We start from the raw sequence: 18852 nt of genomic DNA, 5'->3' as shown, positions 1-18852 counted from the left end.
CCAGTGCGCCGCAAACAGCTCCCGCAGGTCACCGCAACCCCACACGGGCCCGCGCCCCTGAGCCAGAGGGACCCGACACGGGCCCACACCCCCGGGTCAAAGGGGACCCGACACGGGCCCGCGCCCCCGGGCCAAAGGGACCCGACACGGGCCCGCGCCCCCAGGTAAGAGGCCCCCCCCGGCCCGCAGGACCCGACACGGGCTCACGCGCCCCCGGACGCGCGAGACACGGCGCCCCTCCTCGGTCAGGTGTGGCTCGCCGAGCGGCTCGCCGAGCGCGGTGGCCACGTGGCCCGGCGGTCACAGCGGACGGCAGGCGCGGAGCCGCGCCGTGGACCGGCGGTCGCGGCGGACGGCAGGCGCGGGGCCGCGGGCCATCCGGGCCCAGTGGCGGCGCGCGCCTCCTCCAGCCGGCGCGCGGCACGGTTGCCGACAGTCGCGGGGACTGCTGCCCCCCGGCTCGGCCCGCACCACCACCACCCGCCGACCACAGCGCCGGGCAGCCGCAACCCCGCCGGCACGGCAGTCGCACGGACCGGCAGCCACGGCGAACGACGGACGTGGGGCCGCGGGCCGTCCGCGCTCGGCGGTGGCTCCCGCCTTCTCCGGACGGCGTGGGGTGCGGGCCTCGCGAGGGGGTGGCTACTCTCCCGGCCAGTGCGGGGGACGCTTTTCGTTGAAGGCTGCCACTCCCTCCGCGCGGTCCGCGGAGAAGGCGACCGAGCGCCAGGCCGCGTCTTCGACCTCCAGGCCGGCCCGCAGGTCGAGGCCGTGTCCGAGTCGCAGGGCACGCTTGGCGGCGCGCAGTCCGACCGGCGAGTTCGCCGCCATCCGGGAGGCCAGCTCCAGGGCCTCCTCGCGGTCCCGGCCCTCGTCCACCAGGCGGTCCACGAGACCCAGCCCGGCCGCCTCCGGCGCCTCCAGCCGACGCGCCGTGAAGATCAGCTCGGCCGCCCGCGCGGCGCCCACCCGCCGGGGCAGCAGCTGCGTACCGCCGCCACCGGGGATCACCCCCACCGAGACCTCGGGCAGCCCCACCACGGCCGTACGGTCGGCCACGATCACGTCGCAGGACAGGGCCAGCTCGAAGCCCCCGCCGAGCGCGAACCCGTGCACCGCGGCGATCGTCGGCATCGGCAGCTCCAGTACGCCGGTGTACGCCGCGCGCGCGACCGGGCGCTGGCGCACCAGGTCGGCGTCGCTGAAGGAGTTGCGCTCCTTCAGGTCGGCCCCGACGCAGAACGCCCGCTCGTGCGAGGACGTCAGGACGACCACACGCGCGTCCGGGTCGGCGGCGAGCGCCGCACACGCCCCGGCGATCGACCGGGCCATGTCCGTGGACACGGCGTTCATCGCCTTGGGCCGGTCCAGGACGAGCTCCGCGACGTAGTCGTGCCGCCGCACCAGCACGAACTCGCCGAACCGCTCCTCACTCATGACACCCTCCTGGTTAACGCGGGTTAACAAGAAACCAGCCCCGATCATCGCAGCAGGGCCCGCACCGGGGAAAGGGCGGACGGTGCACAGGCGCGGCCCCGTTGTCGAGACCCGGCACCCCGTTCGAGTGACATCCCCGGCGAACCCCCACCGAATCCCTATGAGAGCGCATAACGTGCGTCCGCCATGGCGCATCGGGGGGCGCGAGCGCATCGGGGAGGACGGCGATGACGACGCACACAGCCACAGTCCGGCAGGACGGCGACAAGAACGACGGCAAGAAGAACGACAACGGCGATCATGCCGACAGCACCGGCATAGGCGCCGACGCCACGGCGGAGGAGACCACCGGCACATGGACGCGGCCCTGGGGCCCCCGTGCCCGCGGACGGCACCGCAGGCGCCGGCCCCGCAAGGCGCTGCTGGCCGCCGGAGGGCTCGCGGTGGCCGCCGGTGTGCTGAGCCTCGTACGGCTGACGCCCGAGTCCGGGCCGGGCGGCCTGCGCGCCGCGGAGGCCGAACCCCACGCGGCCCCGGACCACGGCTCGGACCGCTCCGCCGGAACCCCCGCCGGCGCCTCCGCCACGACCGGGTCCGGTCCGGCGACCGCGCCCCCGGCGACCGTCGCCCTGGACGGGGTGAGCACCGCACCGGTCCCGGACGGAAGCGCCGTACCGATGGCGTCCCCGTCCGCGGCGGCGGCCACCGCGGAACCCTCGGCGCTCCCGCAGACCACGACCGTTCCCACGGCGGCGCTCCCCGAGGACACTGACCCGCCGGAGCATCCGGAGCATCCGGAGCCCACCGAGGCACCACGGCCGCCCGCCGGCACGGCACCGGCCCCGCGCCCCACACCGGTCCCGAGCCGGAGCACGCAGCCCCCGGCGCCGCCCTCCGGCGGGGGCGGCCTGTGCCTGCCGATCATCGGGCTGTGCGTCGGCGTCGAGGCCGGTTCCGGCCGCTGATCCGGGCCGCGACCGCCGGTTACGGGGTCCCGCCGTTCCGCCGGGTGAGCAGCCACGGCTCGACCACGCCCAGGCCGCGCACCGGGCGCTGCCACATCGGCTGAAGGGCGAACCGGTACACCGGCGGCTCCTCGCCCTCCTTCTCCGCGGCCGCCGCGGCCTCGGCCGCCTCCGCCTCGGACGCCGGGGCGTCCCCCGTGCGGATCAGTTCCTCGGCGAAGGCGCTGTCCACCAGGACGGCGTCACGCGGAGCTATCGAGGTGAGCCGGGAGGCGAGGTTGACGGTGGTGCCGAACACATCGCCCATACGAGTGGTCACCGTGCCGAACGCCATGCCCACCCGCAGCTCCGGCATCGTCTCGTCGTGGGCCATCGTCTCGACCAGCCGCAGCGCGATGTCCGCCGCCGTACCGGCGTCGTCGGCGGCGTACAGCACCTCGTCGCCGAGCGTCTTGATGAGCCGGCCGCCGCGCGCGGCCACGAGGTCGGCCGAGGTCGTCTCGAACGCCTCGACCAGCTCGCCGAGCTCCTCCTCCTCCATGCGGCGGGTCAGCCGGGTGAAGCCGACGAGGTCCGCGAAGCCCACGGCCAGCCGCCGGTCGACCATCTCCTCGTCGTCGGCGGCCTGCACGACCCGGCCGGCCGAGGCGGCGAGCTGGCGGCGCCAGACGTAGACCAGGAACTCCTCCAGCTCGGGCAGCAGCAGCTCGACGATCGGGTACGTGACCTCGGTGCGGGTCATGCCGGGCTCGGGCGGCTCGGTCAGGCCCTCCAGGAAGGAGTCCATCTGCCATTCGGCCAGACGGGCGGTGGTCTGCCCGGTGGACCGGGCCACCTGCACCGCCATGGCCTCGCTGAGCAGCCCCGCCTCGACCAGACCGGCGAGCCGCCGCAGGGCCAGTACGTCGGCCTCCGTGAGCGCCTTGGCCTGCCCTATGTCGGCGAAGCCCATGGCCCGCCAGAAGCGGGAGGCCAGCTCCATGGAGACACCGGCGCTGCGGGCCGCCTGGAACGGGGTGTAGCGCCGCTCCGCGCCCAGGATGAGCTGTTCGAGACGCAGCGCGAGAGGGTGTCCGCCGGATTCGGCGGCGTCGGAGTCCCCCTGCTCGAGCGAGGACGGGAATGGCGGAGGCTCCTCCCGGCCGTCCGCGTCCGCGCCGGAGCCCGTGTCGTCGACGGTCACGCCTGCTGCCCTTCCGATCTGCCACGGTCAGGTATCGACCGGCCTCAACTCTACGGCAGGTGTGCGCCAGCTCACTCCGTCAGGTCGCGCCGAGGGGGAGCTGACCGGCACCGATTCACACGGGGCGCAGATGCACGATGTCGCCCGCGCCGACCGGCTCCTGCACCCCTGCCTCCGTGGCGATGACCAGCCGGCCGTCGCCGTCCACCGCGACCGCCTCACCCACCACCGACCGGTCGCCCGGCAGTTCCGCCCGGACCACCCGCCCGAGCGTCGCACAGCCCGCCGCGTACGTCTCCTGGAGACCGCTCGCGGCCGGATCGCCTCCCGCCGCCCGCCATCGGCCGTACCAGTCCTCCAGGGAGCGCAGGACCGCCCGCAGCAGCGGGTCGCGGTCGGTGCTCACCGCTCCGGCGAGGGCGAGGGAACCGGCCCGCGGGACGGGAAGCTCCTCCTGCCGGAGCGTGACGTTGACCCCGACGCCGATGACCACGGCGTCCTCGCCGGCCCGCTCGGCCAGGATGCCGCCGGCCTTGCGTTCCTCATCGCCGACGGTCACCAGCAGGTCGTTCGGCCACTTCAGCGCCATATCGACCCCGGCGGCCCGGGACAGGCCCGTGGCCACCGCGACCCCGGTGAGCAGCGGCAGCCAGCCCCAGCGGGCCACCGGCACCTCGCTGGGCCGCAGCAGCACCGAGAAGAACAGCCCGGAGCGGGGCGGGGCCGTCCACCGGCGGTCCAGACGGCCCCGGGCGGAGGTCTGCTCCTCGGCGACCAGGACGGCACCCTCGCCCGCCTTCCCGGCGGCGGCGCGGGCCACCAGGTCCGTGTTCGTGGAGCCCGTGCTCTGCACCACGTCCACCTCGGACCACAGCCCGTCCGCCCGTACCAGCCCGCGCCGCAGGGCCCCGGCATTCAGGGGCGGGCGGTCCAGGTCGGACCAGCGGCTGCCGTGCGGCACGTTGTCGGGGTTGTCGTCTGCTGCATCTCGGGGCGTCATGCAAGCCACCCTAGGTGTGGGAAACGCCGCACTGCCGAACGGCGGACCCCCTACTACGCTACGGATGAGTAACCGTCCCCCCTTGTGAGCAGGCAGGGAGCCGCGATCCCGATGTCCGAGCCGGAAGAGCGCCAAGAGATCGACATTCACACGACCGCGGGCAAGATCGCGGATCTTCAGCGCCGCGTCCTGGCGGCGACGCACGCCGGCTCCGAGCGCGCCGTGGAGAAGCAGCACGCCAAGGGGAAGCTGACGGCTCGCGAGCGGATCGAACTGCTGCTCGACGAGGGCTCGTTCGTCGAGCTGGACGAGTTCGCCCGGCACCGCTCCACCAACTTCGGCCTGGAGCAGAACCGGCCGTACGGGGACGGCGTCGTCACCGGCTACGGCATGGTCGACGGCCGCCCGGTCGCGGTGTTCTCGCAGGACTTCACCGTCTTCGGAGGAGCCCTGGGCGAGGTCTACGGGCAGAAGATCGTCAAGGTGATGGACTTCGCCCTGAAGACCGGCTGCCCGGTCATCGGGATCAACGACTCGGGTGGCGCCCGGATCCAGGAGGGGGTCGCCTCCCTCGGCGCGTACGGGGAGATCTTCCGCCGCAACACCCACGCCTCCGGGGTGATCCCGCAGATCAGCCTGGTCGTCGGCCCGTGTGCGGGCGGCGCGGTCTACTCGCCGGCGATCACCGACTTCACGATCATGGTCGACCAGACCTCGCACATGTTCATCACCGGCCCCGACGTCATCAAGACGGTCACCGGCGAGGACGTCGGCTTCGAGGAGCTGGGCGGCGCCCGCACCCACAACACCGCCTCCGGCGTGGCCCACCACATGGCCGGGGACGAGAAGGACGCGATCGAGTACGTCAAGCAGCTGCTGTCGTACCTGCCGTCGAACAACCTCTCCGAGGCGCCCGTCTTCCCCGAGGAGGCCGACCTGGCGGTCAGCGGCGAGGACCTGGAGCTGGACTCGGTCGTCCCGGACAGCGCGAACCAGCCGTACGACATGCACACGGTGATCGAGCACGTGCTGGACGACGCCGAGTTCTTCGAGACCCAGCCGCTGTTCGCGCCGAACATCCTCACCGGGTTCGGGCGGGTGGAGGGCCACCCGGTCGGCATCGTCGCCAACCAGCCGATGCAGTTCGCCGGCTGCCTGGACATCGACGCCTCCGAGAAGGCCGCCCGCTTCGTACGGACCTGCGACGCCTTCAACGTGCCCGTGCTCACCTTCGTCGACGTGCCCGGCTTCCTCCCCGGCGTCGACCAGGAGCACACCGGCATCATCCGCCGCGGAGCCAAGCTGATCTTCGCCTACGCCGAGGCGACCGTCCCCCTGATCACCGTGATCACCCGCAAGGCCTTCGGCGGTGCCTACGACGTCATGGGCTCCAAGCACCTGGGCGCCGACCTCAACCTGGCCTGGCCGACCGCCCAGATCGCCGTCATGGGCGCCCAGGGCGCGGTCAACATCCTGCACCGCCGCACGATCGCCGAGGCCGAGGCCGAGGGCGACGCCGAGGCGACCCGCGCCCGCCTGATCCAGGAGTACGAGGACGCCCTCCTCAACCCCTACGTCGCGGCCGAACGCGGCTACGTCGACGCGGTGATCAAGCCCTCCGACACCCGCTCCCACCTCGTGCGCGGCCTGCGTCAGCTGCGCACCAAGCGGGAATCCCTGCCTCCGAAGAAGCACGGCAACATCCCCCTGTAAGGAGCCGCTGTGATCAAGGTCGTACGAGGCAATCCGACCCCGGAGGAGCTCGCCGCCGCCCTGGCGGTGGTCCGGGCCCGCGCCGCGGCGGCAGCCACCACGCCGTCCGGCGCGCCGGCCCCCCGAGACTCCTGGTCCGACCCGTCCCGCATCGCCGCCCGGCACGTCCCTCTTCCGAGCCCGACGGCCTGGTCGCGCACCTACTGGCCCGGCTGATCGGCCGCCGCCCGCCGCCCAGGGCGCTCTGCCCACCCACCCGCCCGCCCGACTCGGCGGGGTTCAGGCGACCGTCCCCCGGAGCCCCGCCCCAGACCCCGGCGGGGCTCCGCCCCGGGCGCTCGGCCCACCATCCCGCCCGACTCAGCAGGGCTCAGGCGACCGTCCCCTGGGACTCCGCCCCACACCCCCGGCGGGGCTCCGCCCCGGCGCTCGGCCCACCCCGCCTGCCCAACTCGGTAGGGCTCAAGTGACCGCCTCCTGGGGCCCCCGCCCCAGCCCCCTGGGCTCCGCCCCTGCGTCACGGCGTCCCGGCTGGGATCCGCCCCCGTGTCTCGGCTGGGCTGCGCCCCCCTGCCCCGGCGGGGGCCCTCCGTGCCTCCCTGTGCGCCCGGGCACGGCTCCGCTCCTGGGACCGGGCCGTGTCCCCGGCCTGTCCGCCCGCCCTCCGGCCGCTGTGCCACCCAGGAGGGCCCTCAGCCGGCGTGCCACGGCCGTGGGGCCGATGCCGGTATGGCCGGCGTCGGGGCGGTGGCCCAGGGGCGGGCCTGCAGCCGTCAGGGGCGGTTCAGTCCTTGCGGCGGCGCCCCCGGCCCGCCCGCGCGAGCGCCCGGTGGGGGACAAGTTGAGTACGCGTACTCAGGCGCGCGGTGTGGTCGCGGTCGCACGATCGGAGGATGCTGTGGTCCGATCCCGAGAACGAGCCGCCGAAGGAACTGCGTGACACGCAGGACATGTTGCGGCGTCTGGGCGTTCTCATGGCACTGGCCATGGTGCTGGCGATGTTCGTGATCGGCGTGAGGTGAGCCGGAGGAGCCGCCGCCGATACGCTGACCGTATGACAGACCAGCCGCGCCGCCGACTCGTGCTCGCCTCCCAGTCCCCCGCCCGGCTCGGGCTGCTCCGGCAGGCCGGACTCGACCCGGAGGTCATCGTCAGCGGCGTCGACGAGGACGCGGTCACCGCGCCCACCCCCGCAGAACTGGCACTCGCGCTCGCCGAGGCGAAGGCCTCCGTGGTGGCGGCCCGGCCGGAGGTCCGGGGCGCACTGGTGATCGGCTGCGACTCTGTGCTCGACCTGGACGGCCACGCCCTGGGCAAGCCCGCCGACGCCGAGGAGGCCACCGCCCGCTGGAAGGCGATGCGCGGCCGGGCCGGCACCCTCCAGACCGGGCACTGCGTCTGGGACACGGTGAGCGGCCGGCATGCCTCGGCCACCGCCTCCACCGTGGTCCGCTTCGGCGAGCCGTCGGACGAGGAGATCGCCGCGTACGTCGCCTCGGGCGAGCCGCTGTACGTGGCCGGCGCCTTCACCCTGGACGGCCGCTCGGCGCCGTTCATCGACGGCATCGACGGCGACCACGGCAACGTCATCGGCATCAGCCTGCCCCTGGTCCGCCGTCTGCTGGCCGAACTCGGCGTGGGTATCACCGAGTTGTGGGCGCCGGCCGAGGACTGATCAGGGAGTGCGGGCCTCGGCCGGAGGGGTGAGAGGTCCGGGCGCCTCGCTCCCGTGACCCGTCTCGCCCCCGTGATCCGTCTCGCCCCCGTGACCCGTCTCGCCCGCAGGCCCGGGAGTGTTCTCGGCCCCGGGACCGCCCGCGTCCCGGGGGCCGCCCGGCACCTCACCGGCCGGTCCCTCCTCGCGGTCGTACGTCATCAGCAGCAGCACGATGAGCCCGAGCACCAGCACCATGAACAGGAACCCCCGCCGGCCCACCAGCCCCCAGGCGAACGCGCCCAGCAGCCCGTGCACCACGGCCGCGCTGATCAGCAGGACGCGTCCGAGGCCGGCCGGGCGGCGGCCCCGTACCGCCACGAGCAGGGCGACCAGCCCGCACAGAGCGAAGTAGAGACCGAAGACCAGACCGCCGGCCTTCGACGAGTTCGCCATCACGTTCGGATCCAGGCCGGCCAGGGACATCCTCTGCCGGTGCACGACCTCGCCGAGGAACCAGTTCAGCGCCACCACGCCCAAGGCCTCGGCGAAGAGCACGACCGCCACCACCCACGCCACCGGTCTGCGCACCACCGGTCCCACCCACTTCCGACTGCCGCTCCGTCCGGAGCCCTGTTACCGCGAGTACCGCCGAGACATCGTGAACGTTACTAACGGGTAAACCCGGGGACAAGGGTTCTGTCACCGGCAAAGAATCGTTGGGCCATTCGTAGGGACTCCACAAAGAAACGAAGTGCGTCGCAGCACGCCCTCACAGAGACCTTGGCCACATGGGAGGGCTAGGGTTTTCCGGAGGAGTCCTGCGTACAGCGATGCGACAAGGGATTTCGCAGGTCGAGCGCGCCTCGAATCACGCTCCGTGTGGGCAAGCTCACCATCGGGGACGGGTCGAAGTGCCGTGTCGGCAGTCCCTAAACTCGGCTTGTTTCAAGGAGGGAGCCTCAATCGTGCGCAAGGTGCTCATCGCCAACCGTGGCGAAATCGCTGTCCGCGTTGCCCGGGCCTGCCGGGACGCCGGTATCGCGAGCGTGGCCGTCTACGCCGACCCGGACCGGGACGCTCTGCATGTCCGCGCCGCGGATGAGGCGTTCGCCCTGGGCGGTGACACCCCGGCCACCAGCTACCTGGACATCGACAAGGTACTGAAGGCCGCGAAGGAGTCCGGCGCGGACGCGATCCATCCCGGGTACGGCTTCCTCTCGGAGAACGCCGACTTCGCCCAGGCCGTACTGGACGCGGACCTGGTCTGGATCGGCCCGCCGCCGCAGGCCATCCGCGACCTGGGCGACAAGGTCGCGGCCCGGCACATCGCCCAGCGCGCCGGCGCGCCGCTGGTGGCCGGCACCCCCGACCCCGTCTCCGGTGCCGAGGAGGTCGTGGCCTTCGCCGAGGAGCACGGCCTGCCGATCGCCATCAAGGCCGCCTTCGGCGGCGGCGGGCGCGGCCTGAAGGTCGCCCGCACCCTGGACGAGGTCCCCGAGCTGTACGAGTCCGCGGTGCGCGAGGCCGTGGCCGCCTTCGGCCGCGGCGAGTGCTTCGTCGAGCGCTACCTGGACCGGCCGCGGCACGTGGAGACCCAGTGCCTGGCCGACCAGCACGGCAACGTGGTCGTCGTCTCCACCCGTGACTGCTCCCTCCAGCGCCGCCACCAGAAGCTGGTCGAGGAGGCCCCGGCGCCGTTCCTGTCCGACGAGCAGGTCACCGAGCTGTACCGCGCCTCCAAGGCGATCCTGTCGGAGGCCGGCTACGTCGGCGCCGGCACCTGTGAGTTCCTGGTCGGCCAGGACGGCACGATCTCCTTCCTGGAGGTCAACACCCGCCTCCAGGTCGAGCACCCGGTCACCGAAGAGGTCGCCGGCATCGACCTGGTCCGCGAGATGTTCCGCATCGCCGACGGCGAGGAACTCGGCTACGACGACCCGCCGCTGCGCGGCCACTCCTTCGAGTTCCGCATCAACGGCGAGGACCCGGGCCGGGGCTTCCTGCCCGCCCCCGGCACCGTGACGAACTTCGCCCCGCCGTCCGGCCCCGGCGTCCGCCTGGACGCGGGCGTCGAGTCCGGCAGCGTCATCGGCCCGGCCTGGGACTCCCTGCTGGCCAAGCTGATCGTGACCGGCCGCACCCGCAAGGAGGCCCTCCAGCGGGCCGCCCGTGCCCTGGAGGAGTTCCAGGTCGAGGGCATGGCCACCGCGATCCCCTTCCACCGCGCGGTGGTCACCGACCCGGCGTTCGCCCCCGAACTGACCGGCTCCACCGACCCGTTCACGGTCCACACCCGCTGGATCGAGACCGAGTTCGTCAACGAGATCAAGCCCTTCACCGCCACCGCCGACAGCGCGGAGGGGGACGAGGAGACGGGTCGCGAGACCGTCGTCGTCGAGGTCGGCGGCAAGCGCCTGGAGGTCTCCCTGCCCACCTCGCTGGGCATGTCCCTGGCCCGCACCGGCCTCGCCGCGGGCGCCAAGCCCAAGCGCCGCGCCGCGAAGAAGTCCGGCCCCGTCGCCTCCGGCGACACCCTCGCCTCCCCGATGCAGGGCACCATCGTCAAGGTCGCCGTCAAGGAGGGCCAGGAGGTCAAGGAGGGCGACCTGGTCGTCGTCCTGGAGGCCATGAAGATGGAGCAGCCTCTCAACGCCCACCGCAGCGGCACCATCAAGGGCCTGTCGGCCGACGTCGGCGCCTCCATCACCTCCGGCGCCGTCATCTGCGAGATCAAGGACTGAGCCCCCGGAGCACCCGCACCCACAGGCGCCCGGCGAGCCGCGAGAGCGGCCCGCCGGGCGCCGTGCTTTCCGCAGGGCGGTCGGAGGCCTTCCCGAGGACTGTCGGAGGCCTTCCCGAGGACGGCCGGAAGCCCTTCCCGAGGACTGTCGGAAGTCCTCCCCAAGGACGGCCCGAAAGTCCCGAGGCCGGTCCGGAGGCCTTCATCGCCTCCGGAGGTCCGCCACCCGTGCGGCCGGGCGTTCCGTGCCGTTCGGCTGTTCCCCGCCCAGGGACGCCGGGCGGAGGTTCGCGCTCGGCGGCGGGGTGCGGCGGGGACCCGGGAGCGGGACCTCACGGCGACGGTCGCGGGGCGGGGGCTGGTCCGCCACCGGGTTTCCCGTCGCGCCGGCCACGGCGATCTGGACGCCCTGGTCGGCGAGGGCCTGGAGCTCGGTGGCCGCGCGGTCGTCGTGGGCCGGGGGCTCGTCCGTCACCAGGCGGGTGATGAGATCGGTCGGGACGGTCTGGAACATCGTGTCCGTACCGAGCTTGGTGTGGTCGGCGAGGACCACCACCTCCGCGGCGGCCTGCACCAGGGCCCGGTCGACGGACGCCGACAGCATGTTGGAGGTGGACAGGCCCCGTTCGGCCGTCAGCCCGCTCCCCGACAGGAAGGCCTTGGACACCCGCAGCCCGTGCAGCGACTGCTCCGCCCCCGACCCGACGAGCGCGTAGTTGGAGCCGCGCAGCGTGCCGCCGGTCATCACGACCTCCACGCGGTTGGCATGGGCCAACGCCTGGGCGACCAGCAGGGAGTTGGTGACGACGGTCAGGCCGGGAACCCGGGCGAGCCGGCGGGCGAGCTCCTGAGTGGTGGTACCCGCGCCCACGACGATCGCCTCGCCCTCTTCGACGAGGCTCGCGGCGAGGTCGGCGATGGCCGTCTTCTCCGCGGTCGCGAGGTGCGACTTCTGCGGGAAGCCGGACTCCCGGGTGAACCCACCCGGGAGTACCGCACCGCCGTGCCGGCGGTCGAGGAGTCCTTCGGCCTCCAGCGCCCGCACGTCCCGCCGTACGGTCACTTCGGAGGTCTGGACGACGCGGGCGAGTTCACGGAGCGACACGGCACCGTTCGCTCGCACCATTTCGAGGATCAATTGGCGACGTTCAGCAGCGAACACGAAACTGACAGTAACCCCAGCGACCGTCTGCTTTCAGCAGTTTGCGCCGAATAGCAGAAGTTGTTCGCAGGGCAGGGTGCGAAGTGGTATAGGGCCTGGTCCCCCTGCCCGTGCCACCGGCATGGTCCGCAACTCCCCGTGACCGGCGGGGAGTCGACCCGGACGCCGGACCCGCCTGAGAGACCCTAGGCCTCGGCCGTCGCCTTGCGCGTGTGCAACTGCCGTGCCACCTCCGCGATCGACCCCGACAGCGAGGGGTACACGGTGAAGGCGTTCGCGATCTGTTCGACCGTCAGGTTGTTGTCGACGGCGATCGAGATGGGGTGGATCAGTTCCGAGGCGCGCGGGGCGACGACCACGCCGCCGACCACGATCCCCGTGCCCGGACGGCAGAAGATCTTGACGAAGCCGTCCCGGATGCCCTGCATCTTGGCGCGCGGGTTGCGCAGCAGCGGCAGCTTCACGCAGCGGGCGTCGATCTTGCCGGCGTCCACGTCGGCCTGGGTGTAGCCGACGGTGGCGATCTCGGGGTCGGTGAAGACGTTGGAGGAGACCGTCTTCAGGTTCAGCGGGGCCACCGCGTCGCCCAGGAAGTGGTACATCGCGATGCGTCCCTGCATCGCCGCCACCGACGCCAGCGCGAAGACTCCGGTCACGTCGCCGGCCGCGTACACGCCCGGAGCCGTCGTCCTCGACACCTTGTCGGTCCAGATGTGACCGGACTCGCGCAGTTTGACGCCGGCCTCCTCCAGGCCGAGCCCGGCGCTGTTGGGGATGGCGCCGACGGCCATCAGGCAGTGGCTGCCCGTGATGACCCGGCCGTCCGCCAGCGTCACCTCCACACGGTCCCCGACCCGCTTGGCCGCGGCGGCCCGCGAGCGCGCCATGACGTTCATGCCGCGGCGGCGGAAGACGTCCTCCAGGACCGCGGCCGCGTCCGGGTCCTCACCCGGCAGCACGCGGTCGCGGGAGGACACCAGCGTGACCTTCGAGCCGAGTGCCTGGTAGGCGCCCGCGAACTCGGCACCGGTGACGCCCGAGCCGACCACGATGAGTTCCTCGGGCAGCTCGGTGAGGTCGTAGACCTGGGTCCAGTTGAGGATCCGCTCGCCGTCCGGCTGGGCGTCGGGCAGCTCGCGCGGGTGGCCGCCGGTCGCGATCAGCACGGCGTCCGCGGTGAGCCTCTCCTCGCTCCCGTCGGCGGCCCTGACGACGACCGTGCGCGACCCGTCGAGCGCCTGCATGCCCTCCAGCCGGCCGTGCCCGCGCACGACCCGGGCGCCGGCCCGCGTCACGGAGGCGGTGATGTCGTGGGACTGGGCGAGCGCCAGCCGCTTCACCCGGCGGTTGACCTTCCCCAGGTCGACGCCCACCACCCGGCCGGCCTGGTCCGCCGGGAGGTCCTGGGCGGGGCCGCCGTCTGAGGAGGTGTCGGCGACGATGATCCCCAGTTCCTCGTACGAGGAGTCGAAGGTGGTCATCACCTCGGCCGTAGCGATAAGGGTCTTCGACGGCACGCAGTCGGTCAGCACCGACGCTCCGCCCAGACCGTCGCAGTCGACGACGGTCACCTCCGCGCCGAGCTGCGCCGCCACCAGCGCTGCTTCGTAGCCGCCGGGTCCACCACCGATGATCACGATCCGAGTCACGTACTCCATTGTCCCGCACCGTTCAAGGTGCTACGGCCCCGGGGCGTCGACGCGGTGCTCTCCCGTTGCGCCTGGGACCCGTGAGGCGGGTGCGCGGCTGCCGTACGCTCGACGCATGTCGCTCTATGCCGCATACGCCGGCAATCTCGACGCGGGGCTGATGTCCAGCCGCGCCCCGCACTCGCCGTTGCGTGCCACGGGCTGGCTGAACGGCTGGCGGCTGACCTTCGGCGGCGAGCAGGTGGGCTGGGAGGGCGCGCTGGCGACCCTGGTCGAGGATCCGATCTCCCAGGTCTTCGTGGCCCTCTACGACATCGCCCCGATGGACGAGGACGTCCTGGACCGCTGGGTGGGGGTGGGCATGGACGTCTACCGGCGCGCACGTGTGCGCATCCACACCCTGGACGGCGAGGAACCGGCCTGGGTCTACGTCCTCAACGCCTACGAGGGTGGTCTCCCCTCCGCCCGCTACCTCGGCGAGATCGCGGACGCGGCGGAGTCGGCGGGGGCACCCCACGACTATGTGATGGAGCTGCGGAAGCGGCCGTGCTGAGCGGCGCGGGGCTCCCGAAGGCCTGAGCTGAGCGAAAGCCCGAGCGGGCCCCTCCGGCGCCCCCCTCGCCGGAAACGACAAGACAACGATCGCATTGCCGTGACCACTGACATCTACGCGCGTAGGCGAATACCGGCTACGCTCATCCGCGTGAACGCATCTCTTCTTCCGGACGACATCCAGGGCGATCCGTACGCCGCCGCCGACGCCGCCGCCGCGCGCCTGCGCGAACTCACCGGTGCCGAGTCCCACGACGTCGCCCTCGTGATGGGGTCCGGCTGGGCACCGGCCGTCGACGCCCTGGGGGCCCCCGACGCCGAGTTCCAGGTCACCGAGCTGCCCGGATTCCCGCCGCCCGCGGTGGAGGGCCACGGCGGCAAGATCCGCTCGTACGCCATCGGGGACAGACGCGCGCTGGTGTTCCTGGGCCGCACCCACTACTACGAGGGCCGGGGCGTGGCCGCCGTGGCCCACGGTGTGCGCACCGCCGTCTCGGCCGGCTGCAAGACGATCGTGCTCACCAACGGCTGCGGCGGTCTGCGCGAGGGCATGCGCCCCGGCCAGCCGGTGCTGATCAGCGACCACCTCAACCTGACGGCGACCTCGCCGATCGTCGGCGCCAACTTCGTCGACCTCACCGACCTGTACTCGCCGCGCCTGCGCGCCCTGTGCAAGGAGGTCGACCCCACCCTCGAGGAGGGCGTCTACGCCCAGTTCCCCGGCCCGCACTACGAGACGCCGGCGGAGATCCGCATGGCCCGCACCATCGGCGCGGACCTGGTCGGCATGTCCACCGTCCTGGAGGCGATCGCCGCCCGTGAGGCGGGCGCGGAGGTCCTCGGCATCTCCCTGGTGACCAACCTCGCCGCGGGCATGACCGGCGAGCCCCTCAACCACGAGGAGGTCCTCCAGGCGGGCCGCGACAGCGCCACCCGCATGGGATCCCTGCTCACCCAGGTGCTGGGCCGCCTGTAGACCCCGGCACACCGCGGCACGCCGAACGCCCGGCGGCACCCGTGAAGGGGGAGCCGCCGGACCGCGGAAGGGGCCGTGGGGCGCGCCGGCGGCCCCTGCCGCGCACTTCGGCTCCGCCCGGCGCTCTCCGCCCGGCACGGCCCCGGAACTCCGGGCAGTACGCTCGCGCGCGGCGGCCGGAGGCGCCCCACGGCTCCGCCCCCCAACGCATCCCAGGTGCCCCGGCACCCACCCGCCGGAGGCAGACGGCCCAGGCCGACAAACTCACGAGAGGCTGACCCCAACGTGCACGACGACCTCATCGCACGGGCCAAGGCGTGGCTGGCCGAGGACCCCGACGCCGACACCCGGGACGAACTCGCCCGGCTCCTCGAAGCCCCGACCGCCGAGAACACCGAGGAGCTGACGGCCCGCTTCGCCGGCACGCTCCAGTTCGGCACCGCCGGCCTGCGCGGCGAACTCGGCGCCGGGCCCATGCGCATGAACCGCTCCGTCGTCATCCGCGCCGCCGCAGGCCTCGCCGCGTACCTGAAGAAGAACGGGACCGCCCACGGGGACGAGAACGCCGGCCTCGTCGTCATCGGCTACGACGCCCGGCACAAGTCCGCCGACTTCGCCCGCGACACCGCCGCCGTCATGACGGGCGCCGGACTGCGCGCCGCCGTGCTCCCCCGCCCCCTCCCCACCCCGGTCCTCGCCTTCGCCATCAGGCACCTCGGCGCGGTCGCCGGTGTGGAGGTCACCGCCAGCCACAACCCGCCCCGCGACAACGGCTACAAGGTCTACCTGGGCGACGGCTCCCAGATCGTGCCCCCGGCGGACGCCGGAATCGCCGCCGAGATCGACGCGATCACCACGCTCACCGCGGTGCCCCGCCCCGACTCCGGCTGGGACATCCTCGACGACTCCGTCCTGGAGGCCTACCTGGCCCGTACGGACGCGGTCCTCGCCCCCGGCTCGCCGCGCACGGCCCGCACCGTCTACACGGCGATGCACGGCGTCGGCAAGGACACCCTCCTCGCCGCGTTCGCCCGGGCCGGCTTCCCGGCCCCGGACCTGGTCGCCGAGCAGGCCGAGCCGGACCCGGACTTCCCGACCGTCGCCTTCCCCAACCCGGAGGAGCCCGGCGCGATGGACCTGGCGTTCGCCCGGGCCCGCGCGACCGGCCCCGACCTGATCATCGCCAACGACCCCGACGCCGACCGCTGCGCGGTGGCCGTCGGGCACGGCACCGACTGGCGCATGCTGCGCGGCGACGAGGTGGGCGCCCTGCTCGCCGCCCACCTGGTCTCCCGCGGCGTGACCGGCACCTTCGCGGAGTCGATCGTCTCCTCCTCCCTCCTCGGACGCATCGCCGGGAAGGCGGGCCTGCCCCACGAGGAGACGCTCACCGGCTTCAAGTGGATCGCCCGCGTGGAGGGTCTGCGCTACGGCTACGAGGAGGCCCTCGGCTACTGCGTCGACCCCGACGGCGTGCGCGACAAGGACGGCATCACCGCCGCCCTCCTGATCACCGAACTGGCGTCCCGGCTCAAGGAGGAGGGCCGCACCCTGCTGGACCTCCTGGACGACCTCGCCGTCGAGCACGGCCTGCACGCCACCGACCAGCTCTCGGTCCGCGTCAAGGACCTCTCGCTGATCGCCGACGCGATGCGGCGCCTGCGCGAGCAGCCCCCGACCGCGCTCGCGGGCCTGCCGGTCACCCGTTCCGAGGACCTCACCCGGGGCACGGACCGGCTGCCGCCCACGGACGGCCTGCGCTACACCCTCGACGGCGCCCGCGTCATCGTCCGCCCCAGCGGCACGGAGCCCAAGCTGAAGTGCTACCTGGAGGTCGTGATCCCGGTCGGCACCCACGCCGACCTCCCGGCGGCCCGCGGCAGGGCCGACGCCCTGCTGGCGTCGATCAAGCGGGACCTGTCGGCGGCGGCGGGCATCTGACCCGTACGAAGACGGAACCGGAACGGAACGGGTGCCCCACTCGGAGGGCACCCGTTCCGTTCCGAAGGTCACGCGATGTGACGCCGCCGCGCCCGCGTCACCCCACCGCGATCAGAACCGCCAGCACCACCGCACCGGCCAGCGCCGGACCCACGATCTCGTACGCCCAGCGGACCGTCACCTCGCCCTGGGCGGACTCGGCGTGCTCGCGGGCCTCCTGGACCTCGCGCAGGTCGTTCATGAACTGGTCGGTGTCCGTCCGGATGGGATCGCGGTCCGCGGCGGTGTCACCGGCGCCGCCGGCACTGGTGCCACCCGTCGCGCGTGCGGTCGCGACGGTGGCCCTCGCCTGCCGGCGGGCGGCCCGCTTGCGCGCCCGCAGCGACACGGGCAGCGCCCACAGCTGGTACTTGGTGCCCGCCTTGTCGAACACCTCGTTGGAGTAGCCGGAGCGCAGGCCGGAGACCTGCCCCCAGGGCAGCACGATCACGCGGAAGGGGTTGCGGACGCGCAGCCGGTCGGCGTTGGCGTACACGGCGGGCCGCACGGTGAAGGCGACCACGAGCGGCACCGCGAGGATCATCCCGGCGAGCGCCAGCCACGGGGTGCGGCCCTGGCCGGTGACCAGCGCGTCGATGCCCAGCCACAGGATGATGGCGAGCAGCAGGACACCGCCCGCGATGCCCGCGGACGACCGGTGGACCCGGTCCTGGAACTCGGAGGCGGAGGGCTGCGGCGCGGGGGGTTCGTGCTCGGGCGTCGTCATGGCCCCGATTGTGCCCGACGTCCGCGGGTGCCCTCATCCGCGGTGCGGTAGCGCGGAGCGAGCACGGAGACCAGCACCCGGCGGAATATGGCCGGAGGCACAATCTGGACTCAAGGGGTGTACAGCCGCTACGCGCGTAGATATGCTCGCCTGGTGACCATGCCCACCACTGCACCCCCTCTCGCTGACGTCACCGCGTCCGACAGCACGCTGCGCCGCTTCCTGCACGGGCTGCCCGGCGTCGACGCGGTCGGCCTGGAGGCGCGCGCCGCCTCGCTCGGCACCCGTTCCATCAAGACCACCGCGAAGGCGTACGCGATCGACCTCGCCATCTCGATGGTCGACCTGACGACGCTGGAAGGCGCGGACACCCCGGGCAAGGTCCGGGCGCTCGGCGCCAAGGCGGTCCACCCCGACCCGACGGACCGTACGGCCCCCGCCACGGCCGCGGTCTGCGTGTACCCCGACATGGTGGCCACCGCGAAGGAGGCCGTGGCCGGCTCGGCCGTGAAGGTCGCCTCGGTCGCCACCGCCTTCCCGGCCGGCCGGGCGCCGCTGGACATCAAGCTGGCGGACGTGCGCGCGGCGGTCGCCGCGGGCGCCGACGAGATCGACATGGTCATCGACCGCGGGGCGTTCCTCGCCGGCAAGTACCTCAAGGTGTACGACGAGATCGCCGCCGTGAAGGAGGCCTGCGGTTCGAGCGCCCGCCTGAAGGTCATCTTCGAGACCGGCGAGCTGTCGACGTACGACAACATCCGCCGCGCGAGCTGGCTCGGCATGCTGGCGGGCGCCGACTTCATCAAGACCTCCACCGGCAAGGTCGCCGTCAACGCCACCCCGGCCAACACGCTGCTCATGCTGGAGGCCGTCCGTGACTTCCGGGCGCAGACCGGCGTGCAGGTGGGCGTGAAGCCGGCCGGCGGCATCCGCACCTCCAAGGACGCGATCAAGTTCCTGGTCCTGGTCAACGAGACCGCCGGCGGGGACTGGCTGGACAACCACTGGTTCCGCTTCGGCGCCTCCTCGCTCCTGAACGACCTGCTGATGCAGCGCCAGAAGCTGGCCACCGGCCGCTACTCCGGCCCCGACTACGTGACGGTGGACTGAG

The 18852-nt window shown here is 73.1% G+C and carries 17 protein-coding genes; 10 read left to right on the top strand and 7 right to left on the bottom strand.

Features of this window, described 5'->3' with window-relative positions:
- Positions 1 to 642: 642 nt before the first annotated feature.
- On the bottom strand, positions 643 to 1437 hold the full coding sequence (locus tag ACIQMV_RS04720; RefSeq protein WP_141359011.1) for an enoyl-CoA hydratase/isomerase family protein: 795 nt from the start codon (positions 1435 to 1437) through the stop codon (positions 643 to 645).
- A 227-nt stretch (positions 1438 to 1664) separates the two neighbouring features.
- Between ACIQMV_RS04720 and ACIQMV_RS04715 the strand changes: the two genes are divergently transcribed.
- Entirely contained in the window at positions 1665 to 2402 is a 738-nt protein-coding gene (locus tag ACIQMV_RS04715; RefSeq protein ID WP_402591131.1) for a hypothetical protein, read from the top strand.
- Positions 2403 to 2421: 19 nt separating this feature from the next.
- Here the strand turns inward: ACIQMV_RS04715 and ACIQMV_RS04710 are convergent, their stop codons facing one another.
- The gene (locus tag ACIQMV_RS04710; protein WP_402591129.1) at positions 2422 to 3585 is read right to left on the bottom strand and encodes an adenylate/guanylate cyclase domain-containing protein; all 1164 of its coding nucleotides are present in this window, start codon (positions 3583 to 3585) and stop codon (positions 2422 to 2424) included.
- Positions 3586 to 3700: 115 nt separating this feature from the next.
- Entirely contained in the window at positions 3701 to 4585 is an 885-nt protein-coding gene (locus tag ACIQMV_RS04705) for a biotin--[acetyl-CoA-carboxylase] ligase (protein WP_402591127.1), read from the bottom strand.
- 111 nt (positions 4586 to 4696) lie between these two features.
- Between ACIQMV_RS04705 and ACIQMV_RS04700 the strand changes: the two genes are divergently transcribed.
- The 4 genes from ACIQMV_RS04700 (at position 4697) to ACIQMV_RS04685 (ending at position 7973) form a co-directional block, all read left to right on the top strand.
- Positions 4697 to 6298 carry an acyl-CoA carboxylase subunit beta gene (locus tag ACIQMV_RS04700; RefSeq protein WP_402591125.1) on the top strand — a complete coding sequence of 534 codons (1602 nt, stop codon included), beginning with the start codon at positions 4697 to 4699 and terminating at the stop codon, positions 6296 to 6298.
- A 9-nt stretch (positions 6299 to 6307) separates the two neighbouring features.
- Complete coding sequence (locus ACIQMV_RS04695) at positions 6308 to 6514, top strand: acyl-CoA carboxylase epsilon subunit (RefSeq protein ID WP_141359019.1); 207 nt, start codon at positions 6308 to 6310, stop codon at positions 6512 to 6514.
- A gap of 677 nt (positions 6515 to 7191) precedes the next feature.
- Entirely contained in the window at positions 7192 to 7320 is a 129-nt protein-coding gene (gene mmpB / locus ACIQMV_RS04690; protein ID WP_141359021.1) for a morphogenic membrane protein MmpB, read from the top strand.
- 32 nt (positions 7321 to 7352) lie between these two features.
- Complete coding sequence (locus ACIQMV_RS04685) at positions 7353 to 7973, top strand: Maf family protein (protein WP_402591122.1); 621 nt, start codon at positions 7353 to 7355, stop codon at positions 7971 to 7973.
- On the opposite strand, the gene ACIQMV_RS04680 is transcribed toward ACIQMV_RS04685, so the two are convergent.
- On the bottom strand, positions 7974 to 8546 hold the full coding sequence (locus tag ACIQMV_RS04680; RefSeq protein WP_402591120.1) for a hypothetical protein: 573 nt from the start codon (positions 8544 to 8546) through the stop codon (positions 7974 to 7976).
- 374 nt (positions 8547 to 8920) lie between these two features.
- Between ACIQMV_RS04680 and ACIQMV_RS04675 the strand changes: the two genes are divergently transcribed.
- Positions 8921 to 10696, top strand: coding sequence for an acetyl/propionyl/methylcrotonyl-CoA carboxylase subunit alpha (locus ACIQMV_RS04675; protein ID WP_402591118.1), 1776 nt, complete (start codon positions 8921 to 8923; stop codon positions 10694 to 10696).
- A 201-nt stretch (positions 10697 to 10897) separates the two neighbouring features.
- Here ACIQMV_RS04675 and ACIQMV_RS04670 read toward each other — a convergent pair whose 3' ends face one another.
- Together ACIQMV_RS04670 and ACIQMV_RS04665 are read right to left on the bottom strand one after the other, a co-directional pair.
- On the bottom strand, positions 10898 to 11857 hold the full coding sequence (locus ACIQMV_RS04670; protein ID WP_402591116.1) for a DeoR/GlpR family DNA-binding transcription regulator: 960 nt from the start codon (positions 11855 to 11857) through the stop codon (positions 10898 to 10900).
- A 185-nt stretch (positions 11858 to 12042) separates the two neighbouring features.
- Entirely contained in the window at positions 12043 to 13515 is a 1473-nt protein-coding gene (locus ACIQMV_RS04665; protein WP_141359031.1) for an NAD(P)H-quinone dehydrogenase, read from the bottom strand.
- Positions 13516 to 13621: 106 nt separating this feature from the next.
- Between ACIQMV_RS04665 and ACIQMV_RS04660 the strand changes: the two genes are divergently transcribed.
- The 3 genes from ACIQMV_RS04660 (at position 13622) to ACIQMV_RS04650 (ending at position 16975) form a co-directional block, all read left to right on the top strand.
- Positions 13622 to 14059 (top strand): gamma-glutamylcyclotransferase, encoded by a 438-nt coding sequence (locus tag ACIQMV_RS04660; protein WP_141359033.1) that lies wholly within the window; start codon positions 13622 to 13624, stop codon positions 14057 to 14059.
- 150 nt (positions 14060 to 14209) lie between these two features.
- Positions 14210 to 15034, top strand: coding sequence for a purine-nucleoside phosphorylase (locus tag ACIQMV_RS04655; RefSeq protein WP_141359035.1), 825 nt, complete (start codon positions 14210 to 14212; stop codon positions 15032 to 15034).
- Between the two features lie 285 nt (positions 15035 to 15319).
- Positions 15320 to 16975, top strand: coding sequence for a phospho-sugar mutase (locus tag ACIQMV_RS04650; protein ID WP_402591114.1), 1656 nt, complete (start codon positions 15320 to 15322; stop codon positions 16973 to 16975).
- A 97-nt stretch (positions 16976 to 17072) separates the two neighbouring features.
- Here ACIQMV_RS04650 and ACIQMV_RS04645 read toward each other — a convergent pair whose 3' ends face one another.
- Positions 17073 to 17741: a PH domain-containing protein gene (locus ACIQMV_RS04645; protein ID WP_401773167.1), complete on the bottom strand. Its 669-nt coding sequence runs from the start codon at positions 17739 to 17741 to the stop codon at positions 17073 to 17075.
- 159 nt (positions 17742 to 17900) lie between these two features.
- Between ACIQMV_RS04645 and deoC the strand changes: the two genes are divergently transcribed.
- The gene (deoC, locus tag ACIQMV_RS04640; RefSeq protein ID WP_141366321.1) at positions 17901 to 18851 is read left to right on the top strand and encodes a deoxyribose-phosphate aldolase; all 951 of its coding nucleotides are present in this window, start codon (positions 17901 to 17903) and stop codon (positions 18849 to 18851) included.
- Position 18852: the final 1 nt, after the last annotated feature.

It is taken from the genome of Streptomyces sp. NPDC091412, from assembly GCF_044756885.1.
Lineage (GTDB): Bacteria > Actinomycetota > Actinomycetes > Streptomycetales > Streptomycetaceae > Streptomyces.
The sequence above is the reverse complement of the archived record's forward strand: the minus strand, read 5'-3'. Positions and strand labels throughout refer to the sequence as shown.

Coding starts and splice junctions, on each gene's coding strand:
- ACIQMV_RS04720 (WP_141359011.1), bottom strand. CDS start 1,437: ATGAGTGAGGAGCGGTTCGGCGAGTTCGTGCTGGTGCGGCGGCACGAC.
- ACIQMV_RS04715 (WP_402591131.1), top strand. CDS start 1,665: ATGACGACGCACACAGCCACAGTCCGGCAGGACGGCGACAAGAACGAC.
- ACIQMV_RS04705 (WP_402591127.1), bottom strand. CDS start 4,585: ATGACGCCCCGAGATGCAGCAGACGACAACCCCGACAACGTGCCGCAC.
- ACIQMV_RS04700 (WP_402591125.1), top strand. CDS start 4,697: ATGTCCGAGCCGGAAGAGCGCCAAGAGATCGACATTCACACGACCGCG.
- mmpB (WP_141359021.1), top strand. CDS start 7,192: ATGCTGTGGTCCGATCCCGAGAACGAGCCGCCGAAGGAACTGCGTGAC.
- ACIQMV_RS04685 (WP_402591122.1), top strand. CDS start 7,353: ATGACAGACCAGCCGCGCCGCCGACTCGTGCTCGCCTCCCAGTCCCCC.
- ACIQMV_RS04665 (WP_141359031.1), bottom strand. CDS start 13,515: ATGGAGTACGTGACTCGGATCGTGATCATCGGTGGTGGACCCGGCGGC.
- ACIQMV_RS04660 (WP_141359033.1), top strand. CDS start 13,622: ATGTCGCTCTATGCCGCATACGCCGGCAATCTCGACGCGGGGCTGATG.
- ACIQMV_RS04645 (WP_401773167.1), bottom strand. CDS start 17,741: ATGACGACGCCCGAGCACGAACCCCCCGCGCCGCAGCCCTCCGCCTCC.
- deoC (WP_141366321.1), top strand. CDS start 17,901: ATGCCCACCACTGCACCCCCTCTCGCTGACGTCACCGCGTCCGACAGC.